The organism is Arthrobacter sp. NQ7 (assembly GCF_029581595.2).
Taxonomy (GTDB): Bacteria; Actinomycetota; Actinomycetes; order Actinomycetales; family Micrococcaceae; genus Arthrobacter; species Arthrobacter phenanthrenivorans_B.
Genome location: NZ_JARFXU020000007.1, coordinates 64386 through 89541, shown reverse-complemented (window position 1 = coordinate 89541; position 25156 = coordinate 64386). Strand labels below are relative to the sequence as shown.

At 67.6% G+C, this 25156-nt stretch carries 19 protein-coding genes; 5 read left to right on the top strand and 14 right to left on the bottom strand.

Annotated features, from left to right (window positions below):
• Positions 1–223: 223 nt before the first annotated feature.
• From PUN71_RS10030 to lysS, 6 genes are all read right to left on the bottom strand, one after another.
• Positions 224–733, bottom strand: a complete 510-nt coding sequence (locus tag PUN71_RS10030; RefSeq protein ID WP_043450041.1) for an amino-acid N-acetyltransferase — start codon at positions 731–733, stop codon at positions 224–226.
• 169 nt (positions 734–902) lie between these two features.
• Positions 903–3035 carry a S9 family peptidase gene (locus PUN71_RS10025; protein ID WP_277798274.1) on the bottom strand — a complete coding sequence of 711 codons (2133 nt, stop codon included), beginning with the start codon at positions 3033–3035 and terminating at the stop codon, positions 903–905.
• 356 nt (positions 3036–3391) lie between these two features.
• The gene (locus PUN71_RS10020) at positions 3392–5884 is read right to left on the bottom strand and encodes an ATP-dependent Clp protease ATP-binding subunit (RefSeq protein ID WP_043450045.1); all 2493 of its coding nucleotides are present in this window, start codon (positions 5882–5884) and stop codon (positions 3392–3394) included.
• A 355-nt stretch (positions 5885–6239) separates the two neighbouring features.
• Positions 6240–6569, bottom strand: coding sequence for a histone-like nucleoid-structuring protein Lsr2 (locus PUN71_RS10015; protein WP_043450048.1), 330 nt, complete (start codon positions 6567–6569; stop codon positions 6240–6242).
• Positions 6570–6707: 138 nt separating this feature from the next.
• Entirely contained in the window at positions 6708–6884 is a 177-nt protein-coding gene (locus PUN71_RS10010; RefSeq protein ID WP_277798273.1) for a hypothetical protein, read from the bottom strand.
• Between the two features lie 2 nt (positions 6885–6886).
• Entirely contained in the window at positions 6887–8425 is a 1539-nt protein-coding gene (lysS, locus tag PUN71_RS10005; protein ID WP_277798272.1) for a lysine--tRNA ligase, read from the bottom strand.
• A 68-nt stretch (positions 8426–8493) separates the two neighbouring features.
• Here lysS and PUN71_RS10000 point away from each other — a divergent pair, with 68 nt between their 5' ends.
• Positions 8494–9414, top strand: a complete 921-nt coding sequence (locus PUN71_RS10000; protein WP_277798271.1) for an alpha/beta fold hydrolase — start codon at positions 8494–8496, stop codon at positions 9412–9414.
• Here the strand turns inward: PUN71_RS10000 and atzF are convergent.
• From atzF to PUN71_RS09975, 5 genes are read right to left on the bottom strand one after another with little or no spacing between them, the layout of a single operon-like run.
• Positions 9392–11239, bottom strand: coding sequence for an allophanate hydrolase (gene atzF, locus PUN71_RS09995; protein WP_277798270.1), 1848 nt, complete (start codon positions 11237–11239; stop codon positions 9392–9394). The genes PUN71_RS10000 and atzF overlap by 23 nt on opposite strands.
• The gene (uca, locus tag PUN71_RS09990) at positions 11236–14997 is read right to left on the bottom strand and encodes an urea carboxylase (RefSeq protein ID WP_277798269.1); all 3762 of its coding nucleotides are present in this window, start codon (positions 14995–14997) and stop codon (positions 11236–11238) included. The genes atzF and uca overlap by 4 nt, the downstream gene beginning before the upstream one ends.
• Positions 14994–15665 carry an urea amidolyase associated protein UAAP2 gene (locus PUN71_RS09985; RefSeq protein ID WP_277798268.1) on the bottom strand — a complete coding sequence of 224 codons (672 nt, stop codon included), beginning with the start codon at positions 15663–15665 and terminating at the stop codon, positions 14994–14996. Before PUN71_RS09985 ends, uca begins: the two co-directional genes overlap by 4 nt.
• Positions 15662–16537 (bottom strand): urea amidolyase associated protein UAAP1, encoded by an 876-nt coding sequence (locus tag PUN71_RS09980; RefSeq protein ID WP_277798267.1) that lies wholly within the window; start codon positions 16535–16537, stop codon positions 15662–15664. Before PUN71_RS09980 ends, PUN71_RS09985 begins: the two co-directional genes overlap by 4 nt.
• Before the next feature lie 48 nt (positions 16538–16585).
• The gene (locus tag PUN71_RS09975; RefSeq protein WP_277798266.1) at positions 16586–18085 is read right to left on the bottom strand and encodes an amino acid permease; all 1500 of its coding nucleotides are present in this window, start codon (positions 18083–18085) and stop codon (positions 16586–16588) included.
• Positions 18086–18326: 241 nt separating this feature from the next.
• Between PUN71_RS09975 and PUN71_RS09970 the strand changes: the two genes are divergently transcribed.
• Both PUN71_RS09970 and PUN71_RS09965 read left to right on the top strand, forming a co-directional pair.
• Positions 18327–19007, top strand: a complete 681-nt coding sequence (locus PUN71_RS09970) for a TetR/AcrR family transcriptional regulator (RefSeq protein ID WP_277798265.1) — start codon at positions 18327–18329, stop codon at positions 19005–19007.
• 58 nt (positions 19008–19065) lie between these two features.
• Entirely contained in the window at positions 19066–19902 is an 837-nt protein-coding gene (locus PUN71_RS09965; protein WP_043450064.1) for an alpha/beta fold hydrolase, read from the top strand.
• Positions 19903–19935: 33 nt separating this feature from the next.
• Here PUN71_RS09965 and PUN71_RS09960 read toward each other — a convergent pair whose 3' ends face one another.
• A complete protein-coding gene (locus PUN71_RS09960) occupies positions 19936–21429 on the bottom strand; it encodes a DHA2 family efflux MFS transporter permease subunit (RefSeq protein WP_277798264.1) in 1494 nt (497 codons plus the stop codon).
• Positions 21430–21550: 121 nt separating this feature from the next.
• Entirely contained in the window at positions 21551–22117 is a 567-nt protein-coding gene (locus PUN71_RS09955) for a type 1 glutamine amidotransferase domain-containing protein (protein ID WP_043450068.1), read from the bottom strand.
• Positions 22118–22470: 353 nt separating this feature from the next.
• On the opposite strand from PUN71_RS09955, the gene PUN71_RS09950 reads away from it, so the two are divergent.
• The gene (locus PUN71_RS09950) at positions 22471–23964 is read left to right on the top strand and encodes an HNH endonuclease signature motif containing protein (protein WP_277798263.1); all 1494 of its coding nucleotides are present in this window, start codon (positions 22471–22473) and stop codon (positions 23962–23964) included.
• A 145-nt stretch (positions 23965–24109) separates the two neighbouring features.
• Here the strand turns inward: PUN71_RS09950 and PUN71_RS09945 are convergent, their stop codons facing one another.
• The gene (locus PUN71_RS09945; protein WP_240471860.1) at positions 24110–24751 is read right to left on the bottom strand and encodes a TetR/AcrR family transcriptional regulator; all 642 of its coding nucleotides are present in this window, start codon (positions 24749–24751) and stop codon (positions 24110–24112) included.
• Between the two features lie 128 nt (positions 24752–24879).
• Here PUN71_RS09945 and PUN71_RS09940 point away from each other — a divergent pair, with 128 nt between their 5' ends.
• Complete coding sequence (locus tag PUN71_RS09940; RefSeq protein WP_277798262.1) at positions 24880–25143, top strand: hypothetical protein; 264 nt, start codon at positions 24880–24882, stop codon at positions 25141–25143.
• Positions 25144–25156 lie beyond the last annotated feature (13 nt).

Here is a 25156-nt window from a genome sequence, read left to right as displayed (position 1 = left end):
GGATGTGTTTTTTGACCCTACTACCGGGATCACTGCCCGCGGTAGGTTCGTCCAGCCCGGGTTTTGACGGTCGATGCCGCGCCCCTGATCCCGGGCGCAGCAAAGGGACAGCCCCCAATGACTGTCCCTTTCCTGAGGCCCCCCACATATCGACCCCAGGTAGTTTATCCATCAATTCGAGTAAAGCCAAGAAGGGTCTTCGCAGGTGGTACCGCTGAGACCCCTAGAGGGTGCGGATCATCCGGGTGTTGCCGAGGGTGTTGGGCTTAACGCGTGCCAGGTCCAGGAATTCGGCCACGCCTTCATCGTGCGAGCGGAGAAGTTCCGAGTAGACCTCCGGGTCCACGGCGGACTGGTCTGCCATGACTTCGAAGCCGTGGCGCTTGAAGAAGTCCACCTCGAACGTAAGGCAGAAGACCCGGCTGACGCCCAGGGCGCGGGCCTGCTCCAACAGGCTTTCCACCAGGACGTGCCCCACGCCCCTGCCGCGCCACTCTCCGGAGGCTGCAAGGGTGCGGATCTCGGCCAGGTCCTCCCACATGACGTGCAGGGCCCCGCAGCCGATCATGTCGCCTTCACTGGATTCGGCGATCAGGAATTCCTGGAGGCTTTCGTAGTAGGCCACCGTCTCCTTCGCCATCAGGATGCGCTCCTCGGCCAGGGGCGCCACCAGCTTCTTGATGGCAGGGACGTCGCTGGTGCGTGCTGGGCGGATGTGGAAGGAGTCAGTCACAAAGCCATCCTACGAGGCGCGACGGCTGCTATTGGTTGCGGACGGGCTGGGGCGCTAAAGGTGGGCCGCCCACAAGCGTCGGCGGTCAGGCATTTGTGTAGGCGCCGTCAAAGCGAGGAACGAGCAGGCGCCGGCAAATGCCTCGGCCGACGGCGCAAAGCCAACCAACCTAGAGCCCCAGTTCGGCCGGCAGCTCGATCTCTTGGCCCAGGACGTTCCGTGCCAGGAACCACTCCACCACCTGGTACCAGACCCTGGAGTGCTGGGGCTGGAGCACCCAGTGGTTTTCATCCGGGAAGTACAGGAACCGGTGCGGCGTCTGTCCGTCCTGGTCCGCGGCGAGCCGGGACTTGGACAGCAGCTCGTACCAGAGCCGCAGCCCCTCCCCGATGGGCACCCGGTAGTCCTTGTCGCCATGGATCACCAACATGGGGGTGCCGATCTTCTCCGCGTGCAGGTGCGGGGAGTTCTCGAGCGCCATATCCTCGGTCATTTCTTTGAGCCAATACTGGGAGGCGTCCGTGGTGGGCCCGAACTGGTCGAGGGCCCAGAGGCTGGCGTGGGTCACGATGGCCTTGAACCGGTCCGTGTTGCCCGCCACCCAGTTGGCCATGTAGCCGCCAAAGGAGCCGCCCATCGCAGCCGTCCGGGTTTCGTCGATATCCGGCCGTTCCACGGCGGCGTCGGTGACAGCCATGAGGTCCGTGAACGGCGCCTTCCCCCAGGAGCCCCAGCCGCGCTGGATGTACGACTGTCCGTAGCCGGTGGACAGGGCGGGGTCCGGCAACAGCACCGCGTAGCCCTGGGCCGTCAGCAGCCAGGGGTTCCAGCGCCAGGTCCAGGCGTTCCAGGATCCCAGCGGGCCGCCGTGGATCCAGAGGAGAAGCGGCGCGGGCTTCCCGTCCGACGCGTCCCCGGGGAGGGCGAGGTAGGCAGGCACCCGGGATCCGTCCGCGGCGGTGGCGGCGATGCGCTCGAGCCGGCCGGGGCGGGCGGGGCGATCGGCGGGGGCGGGCAGCCGGGTGGTTTCCCCGGTGGCAAGGTCGATCCGCACCGCTTCGGCAGGGAATTCGTAGGAGCTGCGCAGGGCATAGGCGCTGCGTCCGTCGGGAGCAATGACGACGTCGGAGTAGGCTGCGGCGTCCTGCGTCACCCTGGTGACGCCCACTTCAGCGGCAGCCGCCGGGACGCTGACCCGGAAAACCGGCGACGCGCCGTCGTCGTCCGCCGTGACCAGGAGGGCTGAGCCGTCCGGCAGCCAGGCGGCAGGTTTGGGCCAGCGGTCCCAGTCGTGGGCCAGGGGCTGCAGGCCCCCGGCGTCGCCGCCGTCACGGCTGGCCCCGCCGGACACGTCCAGCAGGTGCATCCTGATTTCGGGAGCCTGCAACGGGGTGGAATCACTCTCGCTGACCACAGCCAGCGTCCTGCCATCAGGGCTGACAGGACCCGGGAAGAAACTCATGCCTTCCTGGTCCAGCAGCACCTTGAGACTGCCGGAGGCAACGTCCACCGCCACCAGGATGGAACGGCTGTCCGCTTTGGCCAGGGGTTTGGTGCAGCTGCTGTAAATGGTCTTCCCATCCGGGCTGACCACCGTTTCCGCCTCCCGCAGCCTCGGCCCCACCTCCGGGGTCAGGTTGCGCAGGACCAGGGGCGCCGTGGCGTCCACCGTTGCTGGCTTGCCGGCTTCCTGGTCTGCGCCTGGTTCCACGGCGAAGATCCGCGGCTGGCCGGGGCCGAGGTCGGCGTCCCAGTAGCGGACCGGATATTCGCTGTGCAGGATGGCCGAGACCTTCTTGTCCTTGCGGGATTTGCGACGCGCGGCGTCGTCCTCCTCGTCTGCCGAGCCTGCCAGGACGTCGGCCGTGACGAACGCAGCATCGGCGTTCCTGGCCGCCATCACCCTGCTGACGCCGCCGGGGCGGCTCAGGACCACGCGGGCTTCGCCGCCGTCTGCCGGAAGCAGCCACAAGGCATTGACCGGCTCCTCGTCCGGGCTTTCGGGGTCGGGACGGGCGGAGGTGAAGTACACGTCCCCGTTGGCGGCGAAAGCCGCCCCGGCCTCCCCCTTGGCGCTGCGCGTGATGCGGCGTGCGTGCTTCTGCCCGGCCGGGTCCAGTTCCCACAGGGCTGAGGCATACTCGGTGCCCTTGCCGTTCAGGGTGCTGACCGTGGTGACCAGCCGTGAGCCGTCGGGGCTCAGCGCCAGGCCGCTTACCCTCGGGATGGAGAGGTAGTGGTCGAGGTCGTGGAAAGGGGTCTGTGGTTGCTCATCCGGGATCGCCGGATTTTGATTAGCCATGCTCCCGATTCAACACGTTTTTGTGCCGCCCGTCACAAACCTTCAGAAGCCGACACGCTAGTTGGTTGGCTGGGGCTGGGCCGGGAGGCGCCACCACCGGCGCCATTTGCCGCTTGCTGCTCGTTCCTCGCTTTGACGCAAGCTACACAAATGACCCCGGCGCCTGCGCTTCGCCTAACGCCCACCAACGAACGAGGTGGCGGGCATCAGGGATTTATGTAGGCGCCGTCAAAGCGACGGAGGAGCAGGCGCCGGGAAATCTCTGATGGCCGTCACCGGACTCAACCACGGACGGCGGGTTAATCAGGGAAAGCCCCGCCGCTCCTTGCGGAGGGGCGGGGCTTTCGCTGTGGTGCTTAGACGCTCGGGGCGATCTCCGGGATGCGCGGCTTGGCGTTGCCGGCGAAGGTGAACTTCGCGTCGTCGCCTTCGCCTTCGACATCCACCACGACAATGTCGCCGGTGTGGATCTCGCCGAACAGGATCTTCTCGGAGAGCTGGTCCTCGATCTCGCGCTGGATGGTGCGGCGCAGCGGCCGGGCACCCATGGCGGGATCGTAGCCGCGGGTGGCCAGGAGCACCTTGGCGGCCTTGGTGAGCTCGATGCCCATGTCCTTGTCCTTGAGGCGCTTCTCCAGGCGGGTCACGAACAGGTCCACGATCTCGATGATCTCGTCCTGGGTGAGCTGCGGGAACACCACGACGTCGTCAACACGGTTCAGGAACTCGGGGCGGAAGTGCTGCTTGAGCTCCTCGGTGACACGGGCACGCATGCGGTTGTAGCCGGTCTGCGTGTCGGTGCCGGACTGGAAACCGGTGGCAACGCTCTTGGAGATGTCCCGGGTACCCAGGTTGGTGGTCATGATGATCACGGTGTTCTTGAAGTCCACCACGCGGCCCTGGGAGTCGGTCAGGCGGCCGTCTTCCAGGATCTGCAGCAGCGAGTTGAAGAGGTCCGCGTGGGCCTTTTCCACTTCGTCGAACAGGACCACGGAGAACGGACGGCGGCGGACCTTCTCGGTCAGCTGGCCACCCTCTTCGTAGCCGACGTAGCCCGGAGGGGCACCGAAGAGCCGCGAGACGGTGTGCTTCTCGGAGTACTCGGACATGTCCAGCGTGATGAGGGCGTCCTCTTCACCGAACAGGAACTCCGCGAGGGCCTTGGCGAGCTCGGTCTTGCCGACGCCGGTGGGGCCGGCGAAGATGAACGAGCCACCGGGGCGCTTGGGGTCCTTGAGCCCTGCACGGGTGCGGCGGATGGCCTGGGACAGTGCCTTGATGGCCTCGTCCTGGCCCACCACGCGCTTGTGCAGTTCCTCTTCCATCTTCAGCAGGCGCGAGGACTCTTCCTCGGTCAGCTTGAAGACCGGGATACCGGTGGAGTTGGCCAGCACCTCGGCGATGAGGTCCTCATCCACCTCGGAGATGTCGTCCATGCCGCCGGACTTCCAGTGGCGTTCCTTCTCGGCCCGCTCGGAGATCAGCTTCTGCTCCTTGTCGCGGAGCGAGGCTGCGCCCTCGAAGTCCTGGGCGTCGATGGCGGATTCCTTCTCCATCTTCAGCTTGGCGATGCGCTCGTCCATGGCCTTGAGCTCCGGCGGGGCCGTCATGCGGCGGATGCGCAGCCGGGCGCCGGCTTCGTCGATCAGGTCGATGGCCTTGTCCGGCAGGAAGCGGTCCGAGATGTAGCGCTCGGCCAGGCTGGCGGCGGAGGCCAGGGCACCATCGGTGATGGTGACGCGGTGGTGTGCCTCGTACCGGTCGCGCAGGCCCTTGAGGATCTCGATGGCGTGCGCCACGGAGGGTTCCTTGACCTGGATCGGCTGGAAGCGGCGCTCCAGCGCGGCGTCCTTCTCGATGTGCTTGCGGTACTCATCGAGCGTGGTGGCACCGATGGTCTGCAGCTCGCCGCGGGCCAGCATGGGCTTCAGGATCGAGGCTGCGTCGATGGCGCCCTCGGCGGCACCGGCACCCACCAGGGTGTGGATCTCGTCGATGAACAGGATGATGTCGCCGCGGGTGCGGATCTCCTTGAGGACCTTCTTCAGGCGCTCTTCGAAGTCACCGCGGTAGCGGGAACCTGCCACCAGGGAACCGAGGTCCAGGGTGTACAGCTGCTTGTCGCGGATGGTCTCCGGAACGTCGCCGCGGACGATCGCCTGGGCCAGGCCTTCGACGACGGCCGTCTTGCCGACACCGGGCTCGCCGATAAGGACCGGGTTGTTCTTGGTGCGGCGGGAAAGGACCTGCATGACGCGTTCCATTTCCTGCTCGCGGCCGATGACCGGGTCCAGCTTGTTCTCGCGCGCAGCCTGGGTCAGGTTGCGGCCGAACTGGTCCAGGACCACGGAACCGGCGGGGGCGCCTTCGGGCTGTCCGCCACCGACGCCTGCGCCGGTGGTTTCCTTGCCCTGGTAGCCCGAGAGGAGCTGGATGACCTGCTGGCGGACCCGGTTGAGGTCGGCGCCGAGCTTGACCAGGACCTGGGCGGCAACGCCCTCACCTTCGCGGATCAGGCCGAGCAGGATGTGCTCCGTGCCGATGTAGTTGTGGCCCAGCTGCAGGGCTTCGCGCAGCGAGAGCTCCAGCACCTTCTTGGCGCGGGGGGTGAAGGGGATGTGGCCGGAGGGAGCCTGCTGGCCCTGTCCGATGATCTCCTGCACCTGCTCGCGAACGCCGTCGAGCGAAATGCTCAAGGACTCAAGAGCTTTGGCGGCAACGCCCTCACCCTCATGGATCAGACCCAAGAGGATGTGTTCGGTACCGATGTAATTGTGGTTCAGCATGCGTGCCTCTTCTTGGGCAAGCACAACTACGCGACGGGCACGGTCCGTAAATCGCTCAAACATTTCGCCACACTCCTAGCTACGACGTACTTTGATGCTACGTGCCAGCTCCGGAGTTGTGGAGCGTGTTCGCCACAGGGGAAACCGGGGCGCTTGCGGGAATAACCGGCGGGCGGAGCCGGGGACGGGTCCGTGCTGCGGATCAGCCGCTGAATCCGGGACTGCACCTTCGGGTACCGGCGCATTTCCGGGCTGCCTGGAGAAGCCATTACCGCCGCGGCTGCTGGCGGCCGGGAAACCCGAAAAAAGCCATTTTGATGCGTCCAGCCCGCCTGCGCGGCAGTCCATATTGCGGAATAGAGAAACCCCGCCCCGCCTGGCGGCGGTAAGCGGGGTTTCGGTGGAGCTTAAGCCGGCCCTAGGAATTTGCCTTTTGGTAGGCTTCCTGGATTTCGGCCTGAATTCGGCCGCGGCTGTTAACGGTGTAGCCGTTATCCCGGGCCCATTGCCGGATTTGCGCCGAATCATGGCCTCGGCCGGCGGCCGGTGCCTTTGCCCGCTGCGGGCGCCCACCGGACGCCTTGCGTGCAGCGGTAATGAACCTCTCCAATGAAGACCGGAGTTCAGCGGCATTGGCTGCGGATAGGTCAATCTCGTAGTTGACCCCATCGAGGCCGAACTTCACATTCTCGTCTGCGGATCCCCCATCCAAATCATCAACGAGGATGATGTTTACTTTCTGTGCCATTAAGGTCTTCCTCTTGCTGGAAAGTCGGTTTTCAGAAAAGCAGGATGTTTCCCAAAAAAAGTATGACTCTTATCTTGGCAACGCGTCAAAGCGCCTAATGGTTCCTTGGGGATAAAGGCGGAAAGTAGGGGGTTTTATCTATTTGGATTCCGGGGCCGGGCCGTCCGTGGGCTGCACGGGCTGGGAATCGGCTTCGGCCTGGGCACGGGCCTCCGCCTGCCGCTCCGCCTTGTCCGCATTGAAGATTGCCTTCATGGCAAACCAGAAGAGCAGGCCCACCACCAGGGAGGGCAGGAGAACTGCGACGTATTCCATGGTCAGTGCCCTTCGGGCTTCAGCAGGGGGAACAGGATGGTTTCGCGGATGCCGGCCCCGGTGAAGAGCATCACCAGCCGGTCGATGCCAAGGCCGATGCCACCCATGGGGGGAGCCCCGTATTCCAGGGCGCGCAGGAAGTCCTCGTCCAGCTGCATGGCCTCGACGTCGCCTGCGGCCGCATGCAGTGACTGCTCGGTGAGCCGCTCGCGCTGGATGACGGGGTCGATCAGCTCGGAGAAGGCGGTACCTCGCTCCATGCCGCCGATGATCAGGTCCCAGGCCTCAATCAACCGGCCGTCCTCGCGGTGCGGCCGGGCCAGTGGCTGCGCGGACGGCGGGTAGTCGTACACGAAGGTGGGATTCAGCAGGGTGGGCTCCACGATCTCACCGAAGAGCTCCACCACCAGCTTCTCGGCGTCCCACTTGGGGTCCACCTTGACGTCGTGCTGTTCGGCGATACCGCGCAGCACCTCAACGGACGTCTCCGGCGTGATCTCCTGCCCAACGGCGTCGGAAAGTCCGGGGTACACCGGCAGCCAGGCCCACTCGCCGTCGAGGTTGATCTCCCCTGCTTCGGTCTGCAGGACACGGCCGGCACCCACGGCGTCCGCGGCGTCAAGGATGATCTCCTTGATCCGTTCGGCCATGACGAACTGGTCGGCCCAGGCCTCGTAGCACTCAAGGGTGGTGAATTCGGGGCTGTGGGTGGAGTCCACGCCTTCGTTGCGGAACACGCGGCCCATGTCGTACACGCGGTCGATGCCGCCCACGACTGCCCGCTTGAGGTACAGCTCGGTGGCGATGCGCAGGGTCATCTTCTGGTCGAACGCGTTCATGTGGGTCTCGAACGGGCGGGCCAGGGCGCCGCCGTGGACCAGGTTCAGGATGGGCGTTTCCACCTCGACGTAGCGGTGGCGGAACAGCGTTTCGCGGATGGAACGGGTGATGGCCGCGCGGGTGTAGACCATCTCGCGTGCCTCATCGCGGACCATCAGGTCAACGTAGCGCTGGCGGACGCGGGTTTCCTCGTTGAGGTCCGCGTGCAGGACGGGCAGCGGGCGGAGGGCCTTGGAGGCCATGGACCAGGAATCCGCCATGATGGACAGCTCGCCGCGGCGGGAGGAGATGACCTCGCCCTTGATGAAGACGTGGTCGCCAAGGTCAACCAGGGCCTTCCAGTCGGCGAGCGCTTCCTCGCCCACGTTGGCCAGGCTGAGCATGGCCTGCAGGCGGGTGGCCTTGCCGTCGGTGCCGCCTTCCTGCAGGGTGGCGAAGCAGAGCTTGCCGGTGTTGCGGATGAAGACAACCCGCCCGGTGACGCCCACGATGTCGCCGGTGGTATCGTCCGCTTCGAGGTGCGCGTACTTTTCCCGGATCTCGGCGAGGGAGTGCGTGCGCTCCACACCCACGGGGTACGCCTCGGCGCCGCGCTCAAGAAGTTTGGCGCGCTTTTCCATGCGGATGCGCATCTGCTCGCTGGCGTCGACGGGCTCTGGGGCGTTCTTGGGCGCGGGGGTGTTTTGGGAAGTCACAATCATCAAGTTTACCGGGCATTGGGTAGCCGGGTTCCCAGTTGCCGTGCAGGTGTGCGCCCTAGGATGGGCGGGTGAAAGAACGCGTACTTCCAACGCACGACGGCGGCAGGCTGGCTTTGTACAGCTACGGCACCGATGATGCCCCGGGCGAAAAGCGGGTGCTGGTGATCGGCGGGGCGTTCCTCACGGCGCTGATCTACCGCCCGTTCTCGATTGAGCTGGCCAAGGGCCTGGGTGACGGCTGGGCGGTGGACGTCTACGACCGCCGGGGCCGCGGCAACTCGTCAGAACAGCCGGCGGACTATTCCATGGCCACGGAAATCCAGGATGTCCGGACGGTCCTCACCGCCACCGGCGCCCGGAACATCCTGGGCCACAGCCTGGGCGGGGCGGTGGCCCTGAACGCCGTCCAGGAGTTCACCGGGACCTCGTTCGTCCCGGACAGGCTGGCCGTGTACGACGCGGCGGTGAACATCGACGGCAGCATCGACACCGCGTGGCTTGACGGGTTCGAGGACGCCGTCAACAACGGCAGGGTGGGCCACGCCCTGGCGCACATGAAGAAGGCCACGAAGCCCGGTTCGGCGATGGCCAGGATCCCGGAGCCGGTGCTGGCCGGCCTGATGGCCGTGTTGTCCCGCACGAAGGTCAACAGGATGTTCCAGCAGGTCATGCCCAGTGGAGTCGGCGAACTGCGGGCTGCCTACGACGAAAGAGACCACGCCCGGGACTTCAGCGTGCTCCCCGCGGGCACGCATTTCATGGCTGGCGGAAAGAGCCCCCGCTACTACAAGGTGACGGCGAAGCGGCTGCATGCGGCGGTGCCGGGCAGCACCTACCAGCTGTCCCCCAAGTGTTTCCACGGTTCAATTCCGGCCGCCGTGAAGGAACTGGTGACGGACATCGCGGCCTACTTCACAGCCGGCGCTGAACGTCCGGACGGGGAGCCCCGCCCGGACGCCACTGGCGCTATCCGCGTTCCCCGCGGCTGAAGCCGGCCAGCGCCGCTTCCCCGAGGTCGCGCCACACCGTCCGCGGCTTCGGGGCCACGCTCCGGTCCGCCAGCCAGTCGCCCCACGCGGTGATGTCCTCGCCGGAGGAGGCAGCCACGGCATCGCAGGCGAATCCAACGGCGGTGGAACCGTCCGAAAGCGTCACGGATCCCAGCAGCATGGGCTCGGGAAGGGCCGCCAGGAACGTTCCAAGGGCCGCCGGGGACAGCAGCCACCGCTCCCCCGCGAGCTCGGCGCCGTCGTCGGACCGGTAGACGCCCGGCTTGGGCGGCACCGTGTCCAGCGACACCATCCGGTAGCGTGCGGCGGTCCGGACGGGCCCGTCCCAGTACGCGCCCAGTTCCTCCAACTGGGGTGCCAATGGCTGCCCCCTGCGGTGCGCTCCCACCACCACCAGCGGGACGGCGGCTGCGCCGGCGGCCACCGGCCAGGGAACGGACGACGGCGGCTGGCTGGCTGCCGCCTCAAGGGGAACCGAAGCGCCGGCAGCAAAGAGCGCCGGGGCGGCGGGGGTGGCTTCGATGCGGCGGGCGATGTCTGCGGCCACGGCGTCGTCGAAGGTCCGTCCCACTACCGTCAGCCCGAACTGGGCACCGTCGGCCTCGCCGGCAGGAACCGCCACGGCGCAGAGATCAAAGAGGTTGCAGAAGTTGGTGTACGTGCCCATCCGGGAGTTCACGCCCACCGGGTCCGCGGCTACGTCGGCCAGCGTGGGGTGGAACGGCGCGGTGGGGATCAGCAGGGCGTCGAAGCCCTCAAGCCGGGCCATCGCCTTCGCCTTGAGTGCTTCCAGCTTGGCGGTATCGGCAACGTACCGGTGCGCGGGCACGGTGCCGGCCGCCCTGATGATGCCCTCCACCGTGGGGTCGATGCCCGCGTCCCCTGCCCCGCCGCCGTCGAACGTTTCCAGGAAGCTGCCCACGGCGGCATGCCGTTCTGCCACCAGCCCGCCGTCGTAAAGGAGCCTGGCGGCCTCGAGGAAGTCGTCGAATTCGATGGGGGCTGTTTCCACACCGGAGGCTGTGAGACGGCCTACGTGCCGCCCAAACTCGGCAGCCCAGGCCGGCGGAAGGGCCGGGAGGGTGGCCGGATACGCGACCCGGGGCCGTGATGGTGCAGCCAGCCGGACGTCCGTGGGCCAGTCGCGGGAGTTGCCGGCCATGACGCCCATGGCCAGCTCGGCGGTGGACAGGCCCCGGGCAAAGATGGTGACGGCATCCCAGGACCGGCAGGCGGGCACCACCCCGGCAGTGGAGACGGCGCCCAGCGTGGCCTTGATCCCAACAATGCCCTGGAGCCCGGCCGGCACCCGGCCGGAGCCGGCGGTGTCCGTGCCGATGGCGATGTCCACGAGCCCCAGCGCGACGGCCACGGCGGAGCCGGAGCTGGACCCGCCGGAGATGTACTCCGGCCGGCGGGAGTCGCGGACGGCACCGTAGGGGCTGCGGGTCCCCACCAGGCCCGTGGCGAACTGGTCAAGGTTGGTGGCCCCCAGGACCAGGGCGCCGGCGGCACGGAGCCGGGCCACCGCTTCGGCGTCCTTTTCCGGGAGGTAGCCGAATCCGGGGCAGGCGGCCGTCGTCGGGATGCCGGCCACGTCCACGTTGTTCTTGACGGCGAGCAGCAGGCCGGCCAGCGGGAGTTGCGCCCCGCCGGCCACAGCGGTATCGATGGACGCCGCTTCGGCCAGCAGGTCCTCCCCGCTGCGGAGGGTGATCCAGATTTCGGGCCGGTCCACTGCCTTGAGCGCTGCGAGCGCTGCCTTCACGCGGCCGGTGGCGCTGGCGGTGACTGGAGTGCTCATACGGCTGCCTCTTCCAGTTCCAGTTCTTCCAGTCCCGCCGGTTCGGGGGCGCCTGCCGGTTCGGGGGCGCCTGCCGGTTCGGGGGCGCCAAGGACCACCACTGCCTCGCCGGCCACCACCTGGCCGCCGGCCGCCGGCAGGACCCGCAACACCACGCCGTCGCACGGCGCCTCGAGCACGGTTTCCATCTTCATGGCTTCCAGCGATACCAGCGGCTGGCCCTTGGCCACCCGGTCGCCTTCCGCCACGTCCACCTTCCAGACACTTGCGGCGAAGGGTGCCGAGACGAGCGAGCCGTCCGCCGGGACCTGTACGTCGTCCACTACGGGAGTGACGACGGCGGCCAGCGCCTCCGCGCGGTCGAACTCGCCGGCGTCGGCCCAGGCCTGCCGTTCCACGGCGAAGGCCGCGCCCTGCTTGTCCCGGAATGCGTCGATGGACACCCGGTTCTCGGCCAGGAACTGTTCGTGCCCGGCCAGGGAGAAGGTGCCGTCCTCGATCTCCACCCCGCGGCCGCGGCCGGCGGCCATATCGGCGCGCAGGTCCAGCAGTTCCTCGGGGCTGACGGGGTACCAGGAGATCCGGTCGAAGAAGCGGAGCAGCCACGGCGATCCGGCTTCGAACGGGGCGGAGTCGGCATAGCGCGACCACACCTGGGTGGTGCGGCCCACGAACTGGTAGCCGCCGGGGCCTTCCATGCCGTAGATGCACATGTAGGCGCCGCCGATGCCCACGGCGTTCTCCGGCGTCCAGGTGCGCGCAGGGTTGTACTTGGTGGTGACCAGCCGGTGCCGCGGGTCCAGCGGGGTGGCCACCGGCGCGCCGAGGTAGACGTCGCCGAGGCCGAGGACCAGGTACTCGGCGTTAAAGACGGTGTCGAAGACGTCGTTGACCGAATCCAGGCCGTTGATCCGGCGGATGAACTCGATGTTCCAGGGGCACCAGGGGGCGTCGTCGCGGACGCCTGCCATGTAGCGTTCGATCGCTTCCCGGGTCGCTGGATCGTCCCAGGACAGCGGCAGCCGGACCGTGCGGCTGGGCACCACCAGTTCGGAGCTGGCGGGCAGGGCTGCCTCGACCTCCTGGACCAGGTCCAGCAGCCGGGCGGTGGACAGGACGGACGGGTCCACCTTGATCTGCAGTGACCGGATGCCGGGAGTGAGGTCCACGATGCCAGGCACCCGGAGCTGTTCAATGTGCTGGTGCAGGGCGTGGACCCGGGCGCGCAGCCCGAGGTCCAGCACCATCTCGCCGTATTCCACCAGCAGGTTGTCATCGCCGGAGCGGCGGTAGGTGACTGCGGGCCGGCCGGAACCTTCCGGCACCCGGCCCAGCACGCCGTCGTCGCCGTCCCCGCGGACGGGGCGGGGGGCGGCGCGGCCTACCACCTGAGCTGCCGTGGACGGGTCCGCTGACCACTCTGCATCCCCCGGGAGGACCAGCTGCCGGCCGGGTCCCAGGTCCGTGGCCGACGGCGCCCGGCTGGCTTTGATGGGCACGAACCGGACCTTATCGCCCGGCCGCAGTTGGCCCAGCTTCCAGCGCTCGGCCGTCACCACGGTGACGGGGCAGACGAAGCCGCCCAGGCTGGGGCCGTCCGGACCCAGCAGGATGGGGGTGTCACCGGTGAAGTCCAGGGCGCCGACGGAGTAGGCGGTGTCGTGGATGTTGGACGGGTGCAGGCCTGCCTCGCCGCCGTCGGTGCGGGCCCAGCGGGGCTTGGGGCCGATGAGGCGGACGCCGGTGCGCGCGGAGTTGAAGTGCACCTCATACTCAGTGCCGTACAGCTCCTCGATGTCTTCGCGCTGGAAGAACTCGGGGGCACCGTGCGGGCCTTCGGCCACTGCCAGTTCCCAGGTTGTGGTGAGCGCGGGACGGCTGTCGAGCGGGACGACTGCGGTTGGGGCCGGGTCCTCCGCGGACTTCACCGCGCGCAGCACGTCGCCTGCCCGGAGGACCCGTCCGGCGTGGCCGCCGAACTGGCCCAGGGTGAAGGTGGAGGCGCTGCCCAGGTACTCGGGGATGTCGAGGCCGCCCTGGAACAGGATGTAGCCGCGCAGGCCCTGGCCGGCGGCCGTGCCGACGTCGAGCGTTCCGCCGGCCGGGACGGTGACGGGTGTCCAGGCAGGCACCTCGGCGCCGTCGACCGTTACCGTTGCCTCGGCACCGGTGACGCAGATGGTAGTGGCGTGGGTGAAGGTCAGGCTGGGGCCGGTCATGGTGAATTCCAGGCCGGGGGCGCCTTCCGGGTTGCCCAGGGCAGTGTTGCCGAGCCGGAAGGAGAGGTCGTCCATCGGGCCGCTGGGCGGAACACCGATCTGCCAGAGACCGGTCCGTCCCGGCCAGTCCTGCACGCTGGTCTGCAGGCCGGGGCGGGTGACGGTGATGCGCGCTTCCGGGTCCCCCACGCTGTCAAGGGTGCTGGTGGAGTGGCCCACGCTGCGGACCACGTCCATGCCGCTGACCGCCCGGAGCATTCCCAGGTTGGTCTCGATGCCGTCGATCCGGGTGTTCTCCAGGGCGGCGGCGAGCCGGTCGAAGGCCTCGGCGCGGTTGGCGCCGGAGGTAATGATCTTGCCCAGGAGGGGATCGTAGTTGGTGGAAACGTCGGTGCCGGTCTCCACCCAGGCATCAACGCGCGCTTCGGCCGGGCCGGGATAGGCGGCGTTGGTGACGGTCCCGGCGCTGGGCTGGAAGCTGCGGGCCGGGTCCTCGGCGTAGACGCGGGCTTCCACGGCGTGGCCGGATACCGGCAGCGCGTCCGGAACATCGGCCAGGACGGCCTGGGCTTCGGCTCCGCCCTGGGCCAGGCGGAGCATCCATGCCACCAGGTCCACGCCCGTGACGGATTCGGTGACGGGGTGTTCCACCTGGAGGCGGGCATTGACTTCCAGGAAGGAGGCTTCCCGGCGGGCGGAGTCGTAGACGAACTCCACGGTGCCGGCGGAGCGGTAGTTAAGGGAGGCACAGAGGGCGCGGGAGCTGCGGTGCAGTTCCTCGCGCAGTTCCGCGGGAAGGTCGGGAGCGGGGGCCTCCTCCAGGACTTTCTGGTGGCGGCGCTGCAGCGAGCAGTCCCGGTCACCCAGGCTGACAACGCGGCCTTCGCCGTCGCCGAACACCTGGACCTCAACGTGCCGGGCGTTTTCGACATACCGTTCGGCGAAGACGCCGGCCGTTCCGAAGCTGGCGCCGGCCAGGCGGGCCACGCGGGGGAAGCTCTCCGCCAGTTCCGCCTCGGAGCGGCAGACCGTCATGCCGATCCCGCCGCCACCGCCGGTGGCCTTGAGCATCAGCGGGAACCCGATCGTCCTGCCGGCTTCGACGGCGGCGTCCACGTCCTCCAGCAGCCCGGAACCGGCGATCATCGGCACCCCGGCCGCCCGGGCGGCGTCGCGCGCCGTGTGCTTGGTGCCGAAGATGCGCAGCTGCTCGGGGGTGGGGCCCACGAACACCAGGCCTGCGGCTTCCACCGCTTCGGCGAAGGCGGCGTCCTCCGACAGGAAGCCGTAGCCGGGGTGGATGGCGCCGGCGCCGGTGGCCTTCGCGGCGTCCAGGATCGCGTCCACCCGGAGGTAGGACTCCTTCGCGGGGGCAGGGCCCAGGAGCACGGCTTCGTCGGCGAGGCGGACGTGCTTGGCGCCGCGGTCCGCCTCGGAGAAAACGGCAACCGTGCGCAGTCGCAGCTTCTTGGCGGATTCGATGATGCGGCAGGCGATTTCGCCGCGGTTGGCGACCAGCAGGGTGTCAAAGTTGTTCACTTGGCTGCCTCCGGCCGGGTGACGATCATGCGGACTGGGGTGGGGTTGAAGCCGTTGCAGGGGTTGTTGACCTGCGGGCAGTTGGAGACGAGCACCAGGGTGTCCACCTCGGCCCTCAGGGCCACGCGCTTGCCGGGGGCGGACAGGCCGTCGACGATGCCCAGGGCGCCGTCCGGGTCCACGGGAACGTTCATGAACCAGTTGATGTTGGAGACAAGGTCCCGCTTGCCCAGGCCCCACCGCGAGCCCTCGATCAGGAAGTTTTCCACGCAGGCGTGCTGCTCGCGGGTGTGCTGGCCGTAGCGGAGCGTGTTGGATTCCTGGGAGCAGGCGCCGCCGATGGTGTCATGCACGCCCACTTCGTCCGCGACCACGGTCATCAGGGCGGCGCCGGTGTCTGCCCGCAGGACAGAGCCGGTGGTGAGGACGATCGACTGCTGCGCGGCGATCGTGGTGGCGGCGGAGTAGCGGATGGTGGTGTCGGCCGCGGCGTACAGGAGGCAGTCCACGGCCTGGTTGCCTTCCAGGTCCACGATCGTCAGCACGTCCCCGGCAGCCACCACGGCGGACCAGGGGCCGCGAGCCTCGACGGATTCGTCCAGGATCACTTCGCCGGGAGCGAGGGCGGTCCGGGCGGCGTCCGGGCGGGTGTCAATGGCGGTGTTCATCGGGCGTTCCTTGCGGTGAGGTCGTGTTCGGTGTTGCGGAGTGCCTGCAGGTGTTCCGGCGTGAGTGGGCCTGCCAGGTTGCCTGCCGCCAGCGCATCCAGGTCCTGCGGGGCGTGCCAGGCGAGGATGTCGACGGCGGTCCCGGTGAAGTCCGGCCGCGGGTCCAGCGGGTGGGCGGTGTTGGCCAGGACCAGCACGGCGTCCATCTGGAGGAGGAGGTCGACGGCGGCGCCCGGCCCGGCGCTGCCGGTGAAGGTGATGCTGCCGGCCGGGTCCACGTTGATGCCCTTGAAGAAGGACAGCGAGGGGGCGACGTCCCGGGGGCCGAGGCCGTTCTTGAGGGCGCCGAGGGTGAGCAGTTCGCGCGCCGCCGGGGATGCGCTGTGCGCTGTTCCGGGTCCGTACTTCGCGGTGTTGCCGGCGAGGGTGGTGGCCCCGGTGAGGGCGTCATGCCGGTTGGACGTGTCCGCGACGATGGTGGCCATCAGCCGGCCGGCGTCCGAGAGCAGCGGGTGGCCGGCACCCGGATAGGCCTGCCACGGGACCTTGACCGTGTCGGCGGCGTTGAGGCGTTCGTGCAGGTTGCCGGCACGGTACAGGAGGGTGTGCACGCAGGCGTCCCCGGCGGTGTCGGTGAGCCGGATACGTGTGCCGCGGGCCAGGGGCAGGCTGGTGTAGCGGCCACAGGCCAGGGACTCCGCCCAGGTGGGGGACGCGCCGTCGGGCATCCCGGCCAGGAGGCGGTCCGGCGCCGAAGCTGCCGGCACGAAGCGCATGGTCTCCGCGGTCCTGCCGTGCTGTTCCCGGGCGTGGGCCCGGGCGCCGGCCGTAGTGGCGGTACCGGTTGTTGGCGTTTCGATGGTCTGTGTCATGTCAGTCCTGGATGTCGTGGAAGTTTTTTGCTGAGCGGGAGTTGCGGGTCACGCCTTGGCGAGGTTCCGGCTGCGGACCCAGAAGCCCAGGAGCAGGACGGCCGTGACCATCAGGGGCGCGGACCAGAGCAGGAGGCCGTTCTCTCCGGAGGGGTCATACACCTCGGGCCGGGGCCAGGCGAGGTTGACCACCATGACCACTCCGTAGAGCACTGCGAGGATGTTGACCGGAAGGCCCCACCGGCCCAGGGAGAAGAGGCCCGCGGGCATGGCCTGTCCCACCCGGTTCCAGTCGCCGCGGAGGCGGTTGATGAGCTGCGGGACGGTGACCAGCAGGTAGGCGAGGTAGACCATGACGATGCAGACGCTGCACAGGGTGGTGAACAGGGCGGCGTTGCCGACGTTGATGGCGAGCACGCCCACTGCCAGGGCGCCGATCACGATGGAGGGCCACATGGGGGTGCCGCGGGTGGGGTGGACCGAGGAGAGCAGCGCCGACGCCGGGAGCTTGCCGTCGCGGGCCATGGAGAAGACCAGGCGCGAACCTGCGGTCTGGATGGCCAGGGTGCAGACGAAGATGGCGATGGCCACGTCCACCAGCAGGACCTTGCCCCAGAAGGTGCCCAGGACGGCAGTGAGGACGTAGGGCAGGCCTTCCGTGGCGAGGCGGCCGTCGTCCAGGCTGGGGGCGGCCATCAGGGCGGTGATGATCATCAGCGCGCCGCCGAGGCCGGAGATGAGCAGGGCGGACAGGATGGTGCGGGGGGCGGTGCGGCGCGGGTCCTTGGTTTCTTCGGACAGTTCGCCGGCGGAGTTGAAGCCCACCATGACGTAGGCGGCCATCAGCCCGGAGACCAGGAAGGCTCCCACGGCGCCAAGGTCCGATCCCTGCAGCACAGTGGTATCAGCAACCACGTCGGGTCCGCGCTGGGCGGCGCTGACGAGCGCCAGGATCACAGCCGCGACTCCCACGATTTCGCAGGTGACGCCTACCGAGTTCACGTGCGCCATCAGCTTCACGCCCAGCGAGTTGATGATGGTGGTGGCCACCAGGAGCACGGCGCCCAGGACCACGGCGTTGGAAGCGCCGGTCACGGTGTTGAGCGCGGGGTCGCCGCCCACCACCTGGAAGCCGTCCCAGAGCTGGGGCAGGACCACCTGCAGGGCGATGGCGGCTGCCGCGGCGGTCACCACCTGCGCGATGGCCATGAACCAGCCGGCGAACCAGCCCACGCCCTCTCCCCCGACGCGGCGCGCCCACTGGTAGACGGCTCCGGAGAGCGGGTAGCGGGCTGCGAGTTCCGCGAAGTTCAGGGCCACCAGCAGCTGTCCCACCAGGACAACTGGCCAGGTCCAGAAGAACGCGGGTCCGGCGAAGGAGTAGCCGAAGGCGAAGAGCTGGAAGATGGTGGTGAGGATGGACACGAAGGAGAAGCCGGCGGCAAAGGATGCGTAGCGGCCGAGCTTGCGGTGGAGGGTGGGCTGGTAGCCCAGGGACGTCAGGTCTGCATCGTCCTGGTGGACGGTGGGGAGGACGGTTGATGTCATCGGGAATCTCCGGGGATGGAAAGGGATCGTGGGGGCAAAGCCTCCCGGTACCGCAGCGCTCGGCCGAAGCCTGCTGATTACCGGTCAATTGATAGTTTTCCAGCGGGATGTCCCCAAACAGTTTCACCTCTGTAAAAGGCGGATAGACATCTTGTTTCCGGCAGAATTCCGTCCCCTCACCACTTGCCAGCGCAGGATTGGGCCGGGTTCGCGGGCGTCCCGGTGGTGCAAGAATGAGGCAGTGACTTACGCCGGACCGGGCCGCCCCCGCCACCAGCAGCCCTCGCGGCCAGGGGCCACCGCCCGCGACGAAATCCTCGATGCCGCGGCTGAGCTCTTCACCACCCAGGGTTTTGCCAGCACGTCCACCCGGTCCATTGCGGACGCCGTGGGAATCCGGCAGTCCTCCCTGTACCACCACTTCAAGACCAAGGACGATATCCTCGAGGACCTGCTGGAGGGGACGGTGTCGGCCGGCCTGACGTTTGCGCGCGCCGTGGCGGCCCTGCCCGCCGGCGATCCGGAAACCGAAGCCCCGGCCGGAAGCCGGCTGCACGCCGTCGCGCTTTACGACGGCACGCAGCTGTGCACTGCCCGGTGGAACCTTGGCGTCCTGTACCACCTGCCGGAGGTCCGGAGCACCCGCTTTGCCCGCTTCCTTAGCGACCGGCAGGAGCTCAGGGCCCTGTATGGGCAACTGGGCGCCGGCTTGCCGGCCACTTCGGCCGGCGTGGAGGGTCCGGACGGCGGTGACTTCACCTTCCGCCTGGTCGAATCCCTGATCTACCTCCGGGCCGATGGCGCGGTTACCCCAGGTTCGGCCCTGCAGGCCGCGGACGCGGGACTGATCCTCTGCGGACTGGGCCCCGAACTGCCGGCCATCCGCGCCGCCAGTAAGGCGCTGATCGAACGCCTGGCGTAAGATCCGCAACGCCGGGCGCCGGGATGCCCCGCGCAGTTGGCTCGGCTAGGCTCGGAACATGACGCGAGAGAACATCAGGACCCCCGACGGCGGCACTGTGGAGCTCTTCTCCACGGGCGCGGAACTGGCTTCGGCAGGTTCGGGCGTGGTGGTTGTTCCGCCCTCCATGGTGACGGCCGCGGACTACACCAAATTCGCGCAGAAGCTGAGCGCATCACTGGGCCGTCCGGTGCACACCTTCAACCGGCGCGGGCGGGGAGCCTCGTCTCCGCAGCCGGAGGATTACACCCTTGACGTGGATATCCGCGACCTGGACACGGTCATGAAGCACACCTCCAGCACGGACGTCTTTGGCCACAGCTTTGGCGGCGCGGTTGCCCTGCACGCAGCCCGGACCCTCCCCGTGGAGCGGCTGGCCGTCTACGATCCCGCCGTCTCCGTGAACGGCAGCGTCACGGCCACTTGGATCGCCGAGTATGAACGTGCCATTGCTGCCGGCGACGACGACAGGGCCCTCGCCGTCATCCAGCGCGGGCTCGAGGCCGGCGGGACGTTCTCATCACGCATGCCGCTGTCCATGCTGACGCTGGCAAACAAGCTCACCGCGGGCACCACGGAGGGGAAGCAGCAGCGCGAGCTGATGCGGACCGGCGTCCGCGAAATCAAGGCGATTATTGCCGCGGACATGCCGGCCGAGCCGTTCCAGGCACTGCCGCTGGAAACGCTGATCGTGGTGGGCGAGAAGAGTCCCGCCTACTTCGGCATCGCCTGCGGGCAGATCCACGATGTCCTGTCCGGGTCCAGCTACACCATCCTTCCCGGGTTCGGCCACGACGGCGCCATCAAGGCCCCGGACAAGCTGATCAAGGAACTGAGCGACTTCTTCGCCGGCTGATTCCGGGCGGCCGCACTTGACGTTGGTTGGGGGTCAGTGACCGCCGTGGCCCGCGGCGCCTTCGGTCTTGCGCATCATCGCAGAGAGCACGACGGCGGCAAAGGCGATCACTGTGGCCGTCATGAAAGCGGCACTCATCCCGGCAACGAGTCCGGACGCTGCACTCACAACGGCGAAGATGGACACCAGGAGTGCCGTACCCGCGGCGCCGGCCACCTGCTGGGTGGTGCTCATGATCGCAGACCCGTGCGAGTAAAGGTGCGGAGGCAGCGGGTTCAGGCCCGTGGTGAAGGCCGGGGTGAACAGCAGCGCCAGGCCGAAACTCAGCCCCACATGCAAGGTGACGATCCACCAGACCGGTGTGCCGGCGTCGAGCATTGAAAACTGCCAGAGGGTGACCACCATGAGGATGGATCCGGACACCGTGAGCGGCAGCGGGCCAACCTTGTCGAAGGCGCGGCCGATGACCGGCCCCAGCAGCCCCATGGCCAGGCCACCGGGCAGCAGGGCAAGGCCGGTTTCGAGCGAACCCAGCCCGCGGACCTGCTGGAGGTAGAGCGGCAGCAGGATCACGCCGCCGAACAGGGCCATCATGGCAACCACCATCAGCAGCACAGAAACCGTGAACATCCGGAAGTTGAAGGCCCGCAGGTCCAGCAGCGGCGCTGCAGCCTTCTGCAGCCGTAGCTGGCGGAACACGAACACGGCCAGGGCGGCGACGCCGATGAGCAGGGCTGCAATGGCGCCCGCGCCGGGGCCGGCCTGCCCGCCGTGGCCGCCGCCGATCTGGCTCAGGCCGTACACCAGGCCGCCGAAGGCAGGAACGGTCAGGATGACGGACAGGAAGTCCAGCTTGCCCTTCTCGGCTTCACCCACATTGGTGAGGTACTTGGCGCCGATGGCCAGCGCCGCGAGGGCCACGGGCAGGACGAAGATGAACATGAAGCGCCAGGTGAAGTGCTCCAGGATCAGGCCGGAAACGGTGGGGCCCATGGCCGGCGCAACCGAGATGGCAATGCTGACATTCCCCATCACGGCGCCGCGCTTGGCCAGCGGCACCAGGGTGAGGATGGTGGTCATCAGCAGCGGCAGCATGATGGCGGTGCCGCCTGCCTGGACGATGCGGGCCAGAAGCAGCACCTCGAAGCCGGGGGCGGCAGCGGCAAGCGCGGTTCCGCCGGCGAAAAGGCCCATGGCCAGCATGAACACAGCCCTGGTGGAGAGCCGTTGGAGGATAAAGCCCGTGGTGGGGATGACTACGGCCATGGTCAGCATGAAGCCGGTGGACAGCCACTGGACGGTGGGGGCGTCCACGCGAAGGTCCACCATGAGCCGCTGCAGGGCGACATTCATGATGGTCTCGTTGAGGATCACCACGAATGTCGCCACCAGCAGCGTGCTGATGATGGTCACTGCCTCCCGGGACATCTTCTCCGGCGCGGAGGACTGGGCTTCGTGTCCGGGTACTTCCCGTCCGGGCGTTTGGACGGATGGGCCGCTGGAGTCGGGCGAGGTCTCGGTAGACATGGGTGTTCCCTCAGGGGTTTTATGAGTGGTGCGCGGTCAGCCGCTGCAGATGCCAACACTCTACCCGCTGGAGTAATTCCTCCACACGGGGATTTCTTAACCCTGGGGGAACATTGGGGGGTTAGGCCGTCTGCCCCGCATGCTGCCCTTCGGAGATTTCCTCCACCAGCTTGTTGTTGAAGGCTGGAAGGTCGTCAGGGTTCCGGCTGGTCACCAGTCCCTGGTCCACCACCACTTCCTGGTCCGTCCAGTTGGCACCGGCGTTCTTCAGGTCGGTTTCGAGGGTGAAGTAGGACGTGACGTTCCGGCCCCGGACCACGCCGGCCTCGATCAGCAGCCACGGTCCGTGGCAAATGGATGCCACCGGCTTGTGCTGTTCAAAAAAGCTGCGGGTGAAGCTCTGGGCGTCCTTGTCGACCCGCAGGTGGTCTGCGTTCACCACGCCGCCCGGAAGTACCAGGGCGTCGAAATCGGAGGCATTGGCATCGGCCACGGTGAGGTCCACGTCGAAGGTGTCGCCCTTCTCCGTGCCGTTGTAGCCCTGCAGCTTGCCGCTCTTGGGAGCCACCAGGGTGGGCTCGCCGCCGGCGTCCTTCACGGCCTGCCAGGGGCTGGTGAGCTCCACCTGCTCCACGCCGTCAGTCAGCAGGAATGCCACCTTCTTGCCTGCGATGCTGTGCTCTGACATTTTTCCTCCTCATCCTTGCGGTTGCGCGCTTTTGGCACGCGGGGGTCCCGCTTGAGAGTTGATTGCCTGACCAGTCCAGCCTAGGAAATGGGAAAGTAATAAGCAAGCTGACTATCCACCTTGCGGGCTCTCACGAGTGCGCCGCGCAAGCTCCTTTGCGCGGCGGGTATTTGGGGTGCGCCGGGGATTTTGCGCCATGGAATTGCGTACGACGGCGGCAGGCAGCTTGCGCGGCCGAGGCACCTTGGACGGCCGGTGGCGTTTGGACGTGACGGCTGGGCCTCCGGCGGCTCCCGGCCGGGGGCCAGTGACCGGCGATGCCACGTCAGAATGTCAGGGGGTCGCTGGATGATATGGGTATGGGAATCGGGACACGCGGGGCAGCGGTTGTGGAGGGACTTGAATCCTCCATGGCTGCCTTACGCAGGCTGGTTCAGGAAGACACCGCCCTTGCCTCAGGTGCCTGCGTCGGCCCTGAGGTGGATGTGCTGCAGCGGCGGTATGAGCTGTGCCTGGAAGGGTTGGAACTGACAGCCCGGCTGGAAGCGCGGCTGGCGGCGCTAAAGTCCCGGCAGGCTGTCCAGGCCGTCGAGTTTCAGCAGGCCATGACTCCGCCGGACGCGTCCGTGCAGGACCGCCTCTATGCCGAGATGTCTACTGTGGAGGAGATCGCCGGGGTCCTGACAGTGAGCTCCACGGCCGCGGGGGCATTCAGGGAGCAGTCCCGGCGGGTCTGCTCCCTGCCGCCGGTGTTCGAGGCGTTGTCCGCCGGGGCGATGTCCTGGCAGCACGCGAAGATTATTGCTGACGAAACGGAGGGGCTCACTCCTGAGGGCGCGGTGAAGTTGGTGGCGCATTTCTTCGATCCCGAGGGTCCCAATCTCCCCCGCGGCGCTGGCCCCGGTGAACTTGTCCCGTCACGGTTCAGAGCCAAAGTCCGTGCCTGGCGCGAACGCCACCACCCCGAGTCGATCGAGAAGCGCCACGCCAAAGGGTTCAAGGATCGGCGGATGGACTACACCCCCGACCGGGACGGCATGGCCTGGGTTTCGCTCTACCTCCCCGGCGACACCGCCTGCGCTATCTGGAACCGCACCACCGCCACCGCGCGCGGCCTCCAAAACCCCGACGAGCCCCGCACCCTCACCCAACTCCGCCCGGACATCGCAGCGTCATTGCTCCTTGGCGCCACCCTGCATCCCACTACCGCGGACACTGCCCGTGCCGCCAGCAGCGGAAATCCAGGAGCGGCAGGCGAAACCAACACCGCAGTCGGCAAGGTCCCCGCTCCACGGGCCGACGTCCTGGTCACCGTGCCGGTATTCTCCCTCCTCGGCCTCACCGACGAACCCGCAGAACTCGACGGCTTCGGGCCCATCGCGGCATCGATGGCACGGAAACTGGTCGCGGACGGCGCCGAATCGTTCTACCGGGTCCTGATCGACCCCAGGGACGGGGCGCCGCTGGAGATCGGCCGCAAGAACTACCGGCTTACCGGGACCATCAAGCGCTGGATCAGGATGCGCGATGGCAAATGCACCTTCCCCGGCTGCACCAACCGCACTCCCGACAACGACACCGACCACCTGCAAGCCTGGGACCACGGCGGCAGTACTGAGGTCAGCAATCTGGCCCAGCTCTGCCCCAAACACCACCGACTCAAACACGCGCGCCCATGGATTCCCGAGCCGGCAACCAAGAACGGGGCACCCGGCTGGACCTCGCCAACAGGACGGCACTACAAAGCCGAACACCCCGACCCCGAACCGCCACACTGGCCACCAGGCATCCTGCCGGGAGAACGAAGCCTGCTCGAAGAAGTTCTACTGCAGCGCCTGGCTGTCTAGCGCCTGCGCAACAACACCCTCCAACAGCACATTGTGCTGCTACCTGGCCGACGTCCTGTTACCTGCCGGACGTCCTGCTAGCTGCCCGGCCTCCTGCTGCGTGCAGGTGTTCCCGCTGCGGCCGACGCCGCGACGGGCCGTAGTGCTAACCCCTGTGGTGCTCAATCAAGCAGCCCGCCATCTGCTGTGCACGCTGGGCCGCCTGCAGGTCCCCCTCGGTGGCCGCAATGATGGAGCCCTTCATCAGAATGTGCCAGGACCGCGCGAAGTCCTCCGCCCGGGACAATCCGGCTTCTTCCGCCAGCCCCTGGACGTGCCCACGCATCTTCGCCAGGTAGTCCTTGCTGGCTTGGCCCAAGGGGTGGGCAGGCCCCATTTCGAGCAGGACGTTGATGAAGGCACTGCCCTCGAAATCGTCCCGACGGAACCACTCGGCAAAGACATCGAAAATTGCCAGCAGTTGCTCCACGGGCGTGCTGCCCCGCTGGCGCGCCTTGGAGATGATGCTGTCAACGGTCCACTGTTTATCGCGCTGTTCCAGGAACGCCAGCACCAGGGAATCCTTGGAGGGGAAATGGCGGTAGAAGGTGGCTTTCGCAACGCCGGAACGTTCAATGAGTTCGTTTACGCCAACGTCCCGAATCCCCCGCCGCGAAAACAATTCGTAGGCCACCGACAGGATCCGCTCCTCCGGGTCCAGGCGGCTGGAGGAAGAAGCCGGCGCCGACGGCTGGAGAGACGCTTGCGCGGAGCCTACGTCCGGCTTCATACCGGACCCCGGATTCATCACATCCATAGGCTAATTCTGGCACGAGACAGACTTGTCTTTCTCCCTGTAGTGTGTTGGCTACGTGCAGTGCATTCGAACGCCGCACCGGCAACGTCGCCGGTGCGCATTGATGCAAGGAGGCCACTATGACAGCAGAGCAGCTCGCCCCCGTGCCCCCAGATCCGGAGCCATGGCTTCCCCGTGACACGCCCGCGGAGATCCGGCAGTTCGCCATTGAGTCCCTCCGGTGGCAGGCGCAGGAAATCATCGATGAACTGCTTTCCAGCACAGACCCCGCCGATGAGCTGGCCAAGGCCCGCCTCCGGCGCTTCGTGGCACGGAATCCGGGGCGGCCGGAAAAGGCACTCCTGGAACAGTTAATGGCCAGCGAGGACGGACCGGCCCTCTAACCGGCCGTAAATA

Bases quoted from the DNA above. Each gene is read 5' to 3' on its own strand.
- PUN71_RS10025 (WP_277798274.1), bottom strand. From the start codon at position 3,035: ATGGCTAATCAAAATCCGGCGATCCCGGATGAGCAACCACAGACCCCT.
- PUN71_RS10020 (WP_043450045.1), bottom strand. From the start codon at position 5,884: ATGTTTGAGCGATTTACGGACCGTGCCCGTCGCGTAGTTGTGCTTGCC.
- PUN71_RS10015 (WP_043450048.1), bottom strand. From the start codon at position 6,569: ATGGCACAGAAAGTAAACATCATCCTCGTTGATGATTTGGATGGGGGA.
- PUN71_RS10010 (WP_277798273.1), bottom strand. From the start codon at position 6,884: ATGGAATACGTCGCAGTTCTCCTGCCCTCCCTGGTGGTGGGCCTGCTC.
- lysS (WP_277798272.1), bottom strand. From the start codon at position 8,425: ATGATTGTGACTTCCCAAAACACCCCCGCGCCCAAGAACGCCCCAGAG.
- atzF (WP_277798270.1), bottom strand. From the start codon at position 11,239: ATGAGCACTCCAGTCACCGCCAGCGCCACCGGCCGCGTGAAGGCAGCG.
- PUN71_RS09985 (WP_277798268.1), bottom strand. From the start codon at position 15,665: ATGAACACCGCCATTGACACCCGCCCGGACGCCGCCCGGACCGCCCTC.
- PUN71_RS09980 (WP_277798267.1), bottom strand. From the start codon at position 16,537: ATGACACAGACCATCGAAACGCCAACAACCGGTACCGCCACTACGGCC.
- PUN71_RS09975 (WP_277798266.1), bottom strand. From the start codon at position 18,085: ATGACATCAACCGTCCTCCCCACCGTCCACCAGGACGATGCAGACCTG.
- PUN71_RS09965 (WP_043450064.1), top strand. From the start codon at position 19,066: ATGACGCGAGAGAACATCAGGACCCCCGACGGCGGCACTGTGGAGCTC.
- PUN71_RS09960 (WP_277798264.1), bottom strand. From the start codon at position 21,429: ATGTCTACCGAGACCTCGCCCGACTCCAGCGGCCCATCCGTCCAAACG.
- PUN71_RS09955 (WP_043450068.1), bottom strand. From the start codon at position 22,117: ATGTCAGAGCACAGCATCGCAGGCAAGAAGGTGGCATTCCTGCTGACT.
- PUN71_RS09950 (WP_277798263.1), top strand. From the start codon at position 22,471: ATGGGTATGGGAATCGGGACACGCGGGGCAGCGGTTGTGGAGGGACTT.
- PUN71_RS09945 (WP_240471860.1), bottom strand. From the start codon at position 24,751: ATGAATCCGGGGTCCGGTATGAAGCCGGACGTAGGCTCCGCGCAAGCG.
- PUN71_RS09940 (WP_277798262.1), top strand. From the start codon at position 24,880: ATGACAGCAGAGCAGCTCGCCCCCGTGCCCCCAGATCCGGAGCCATGG.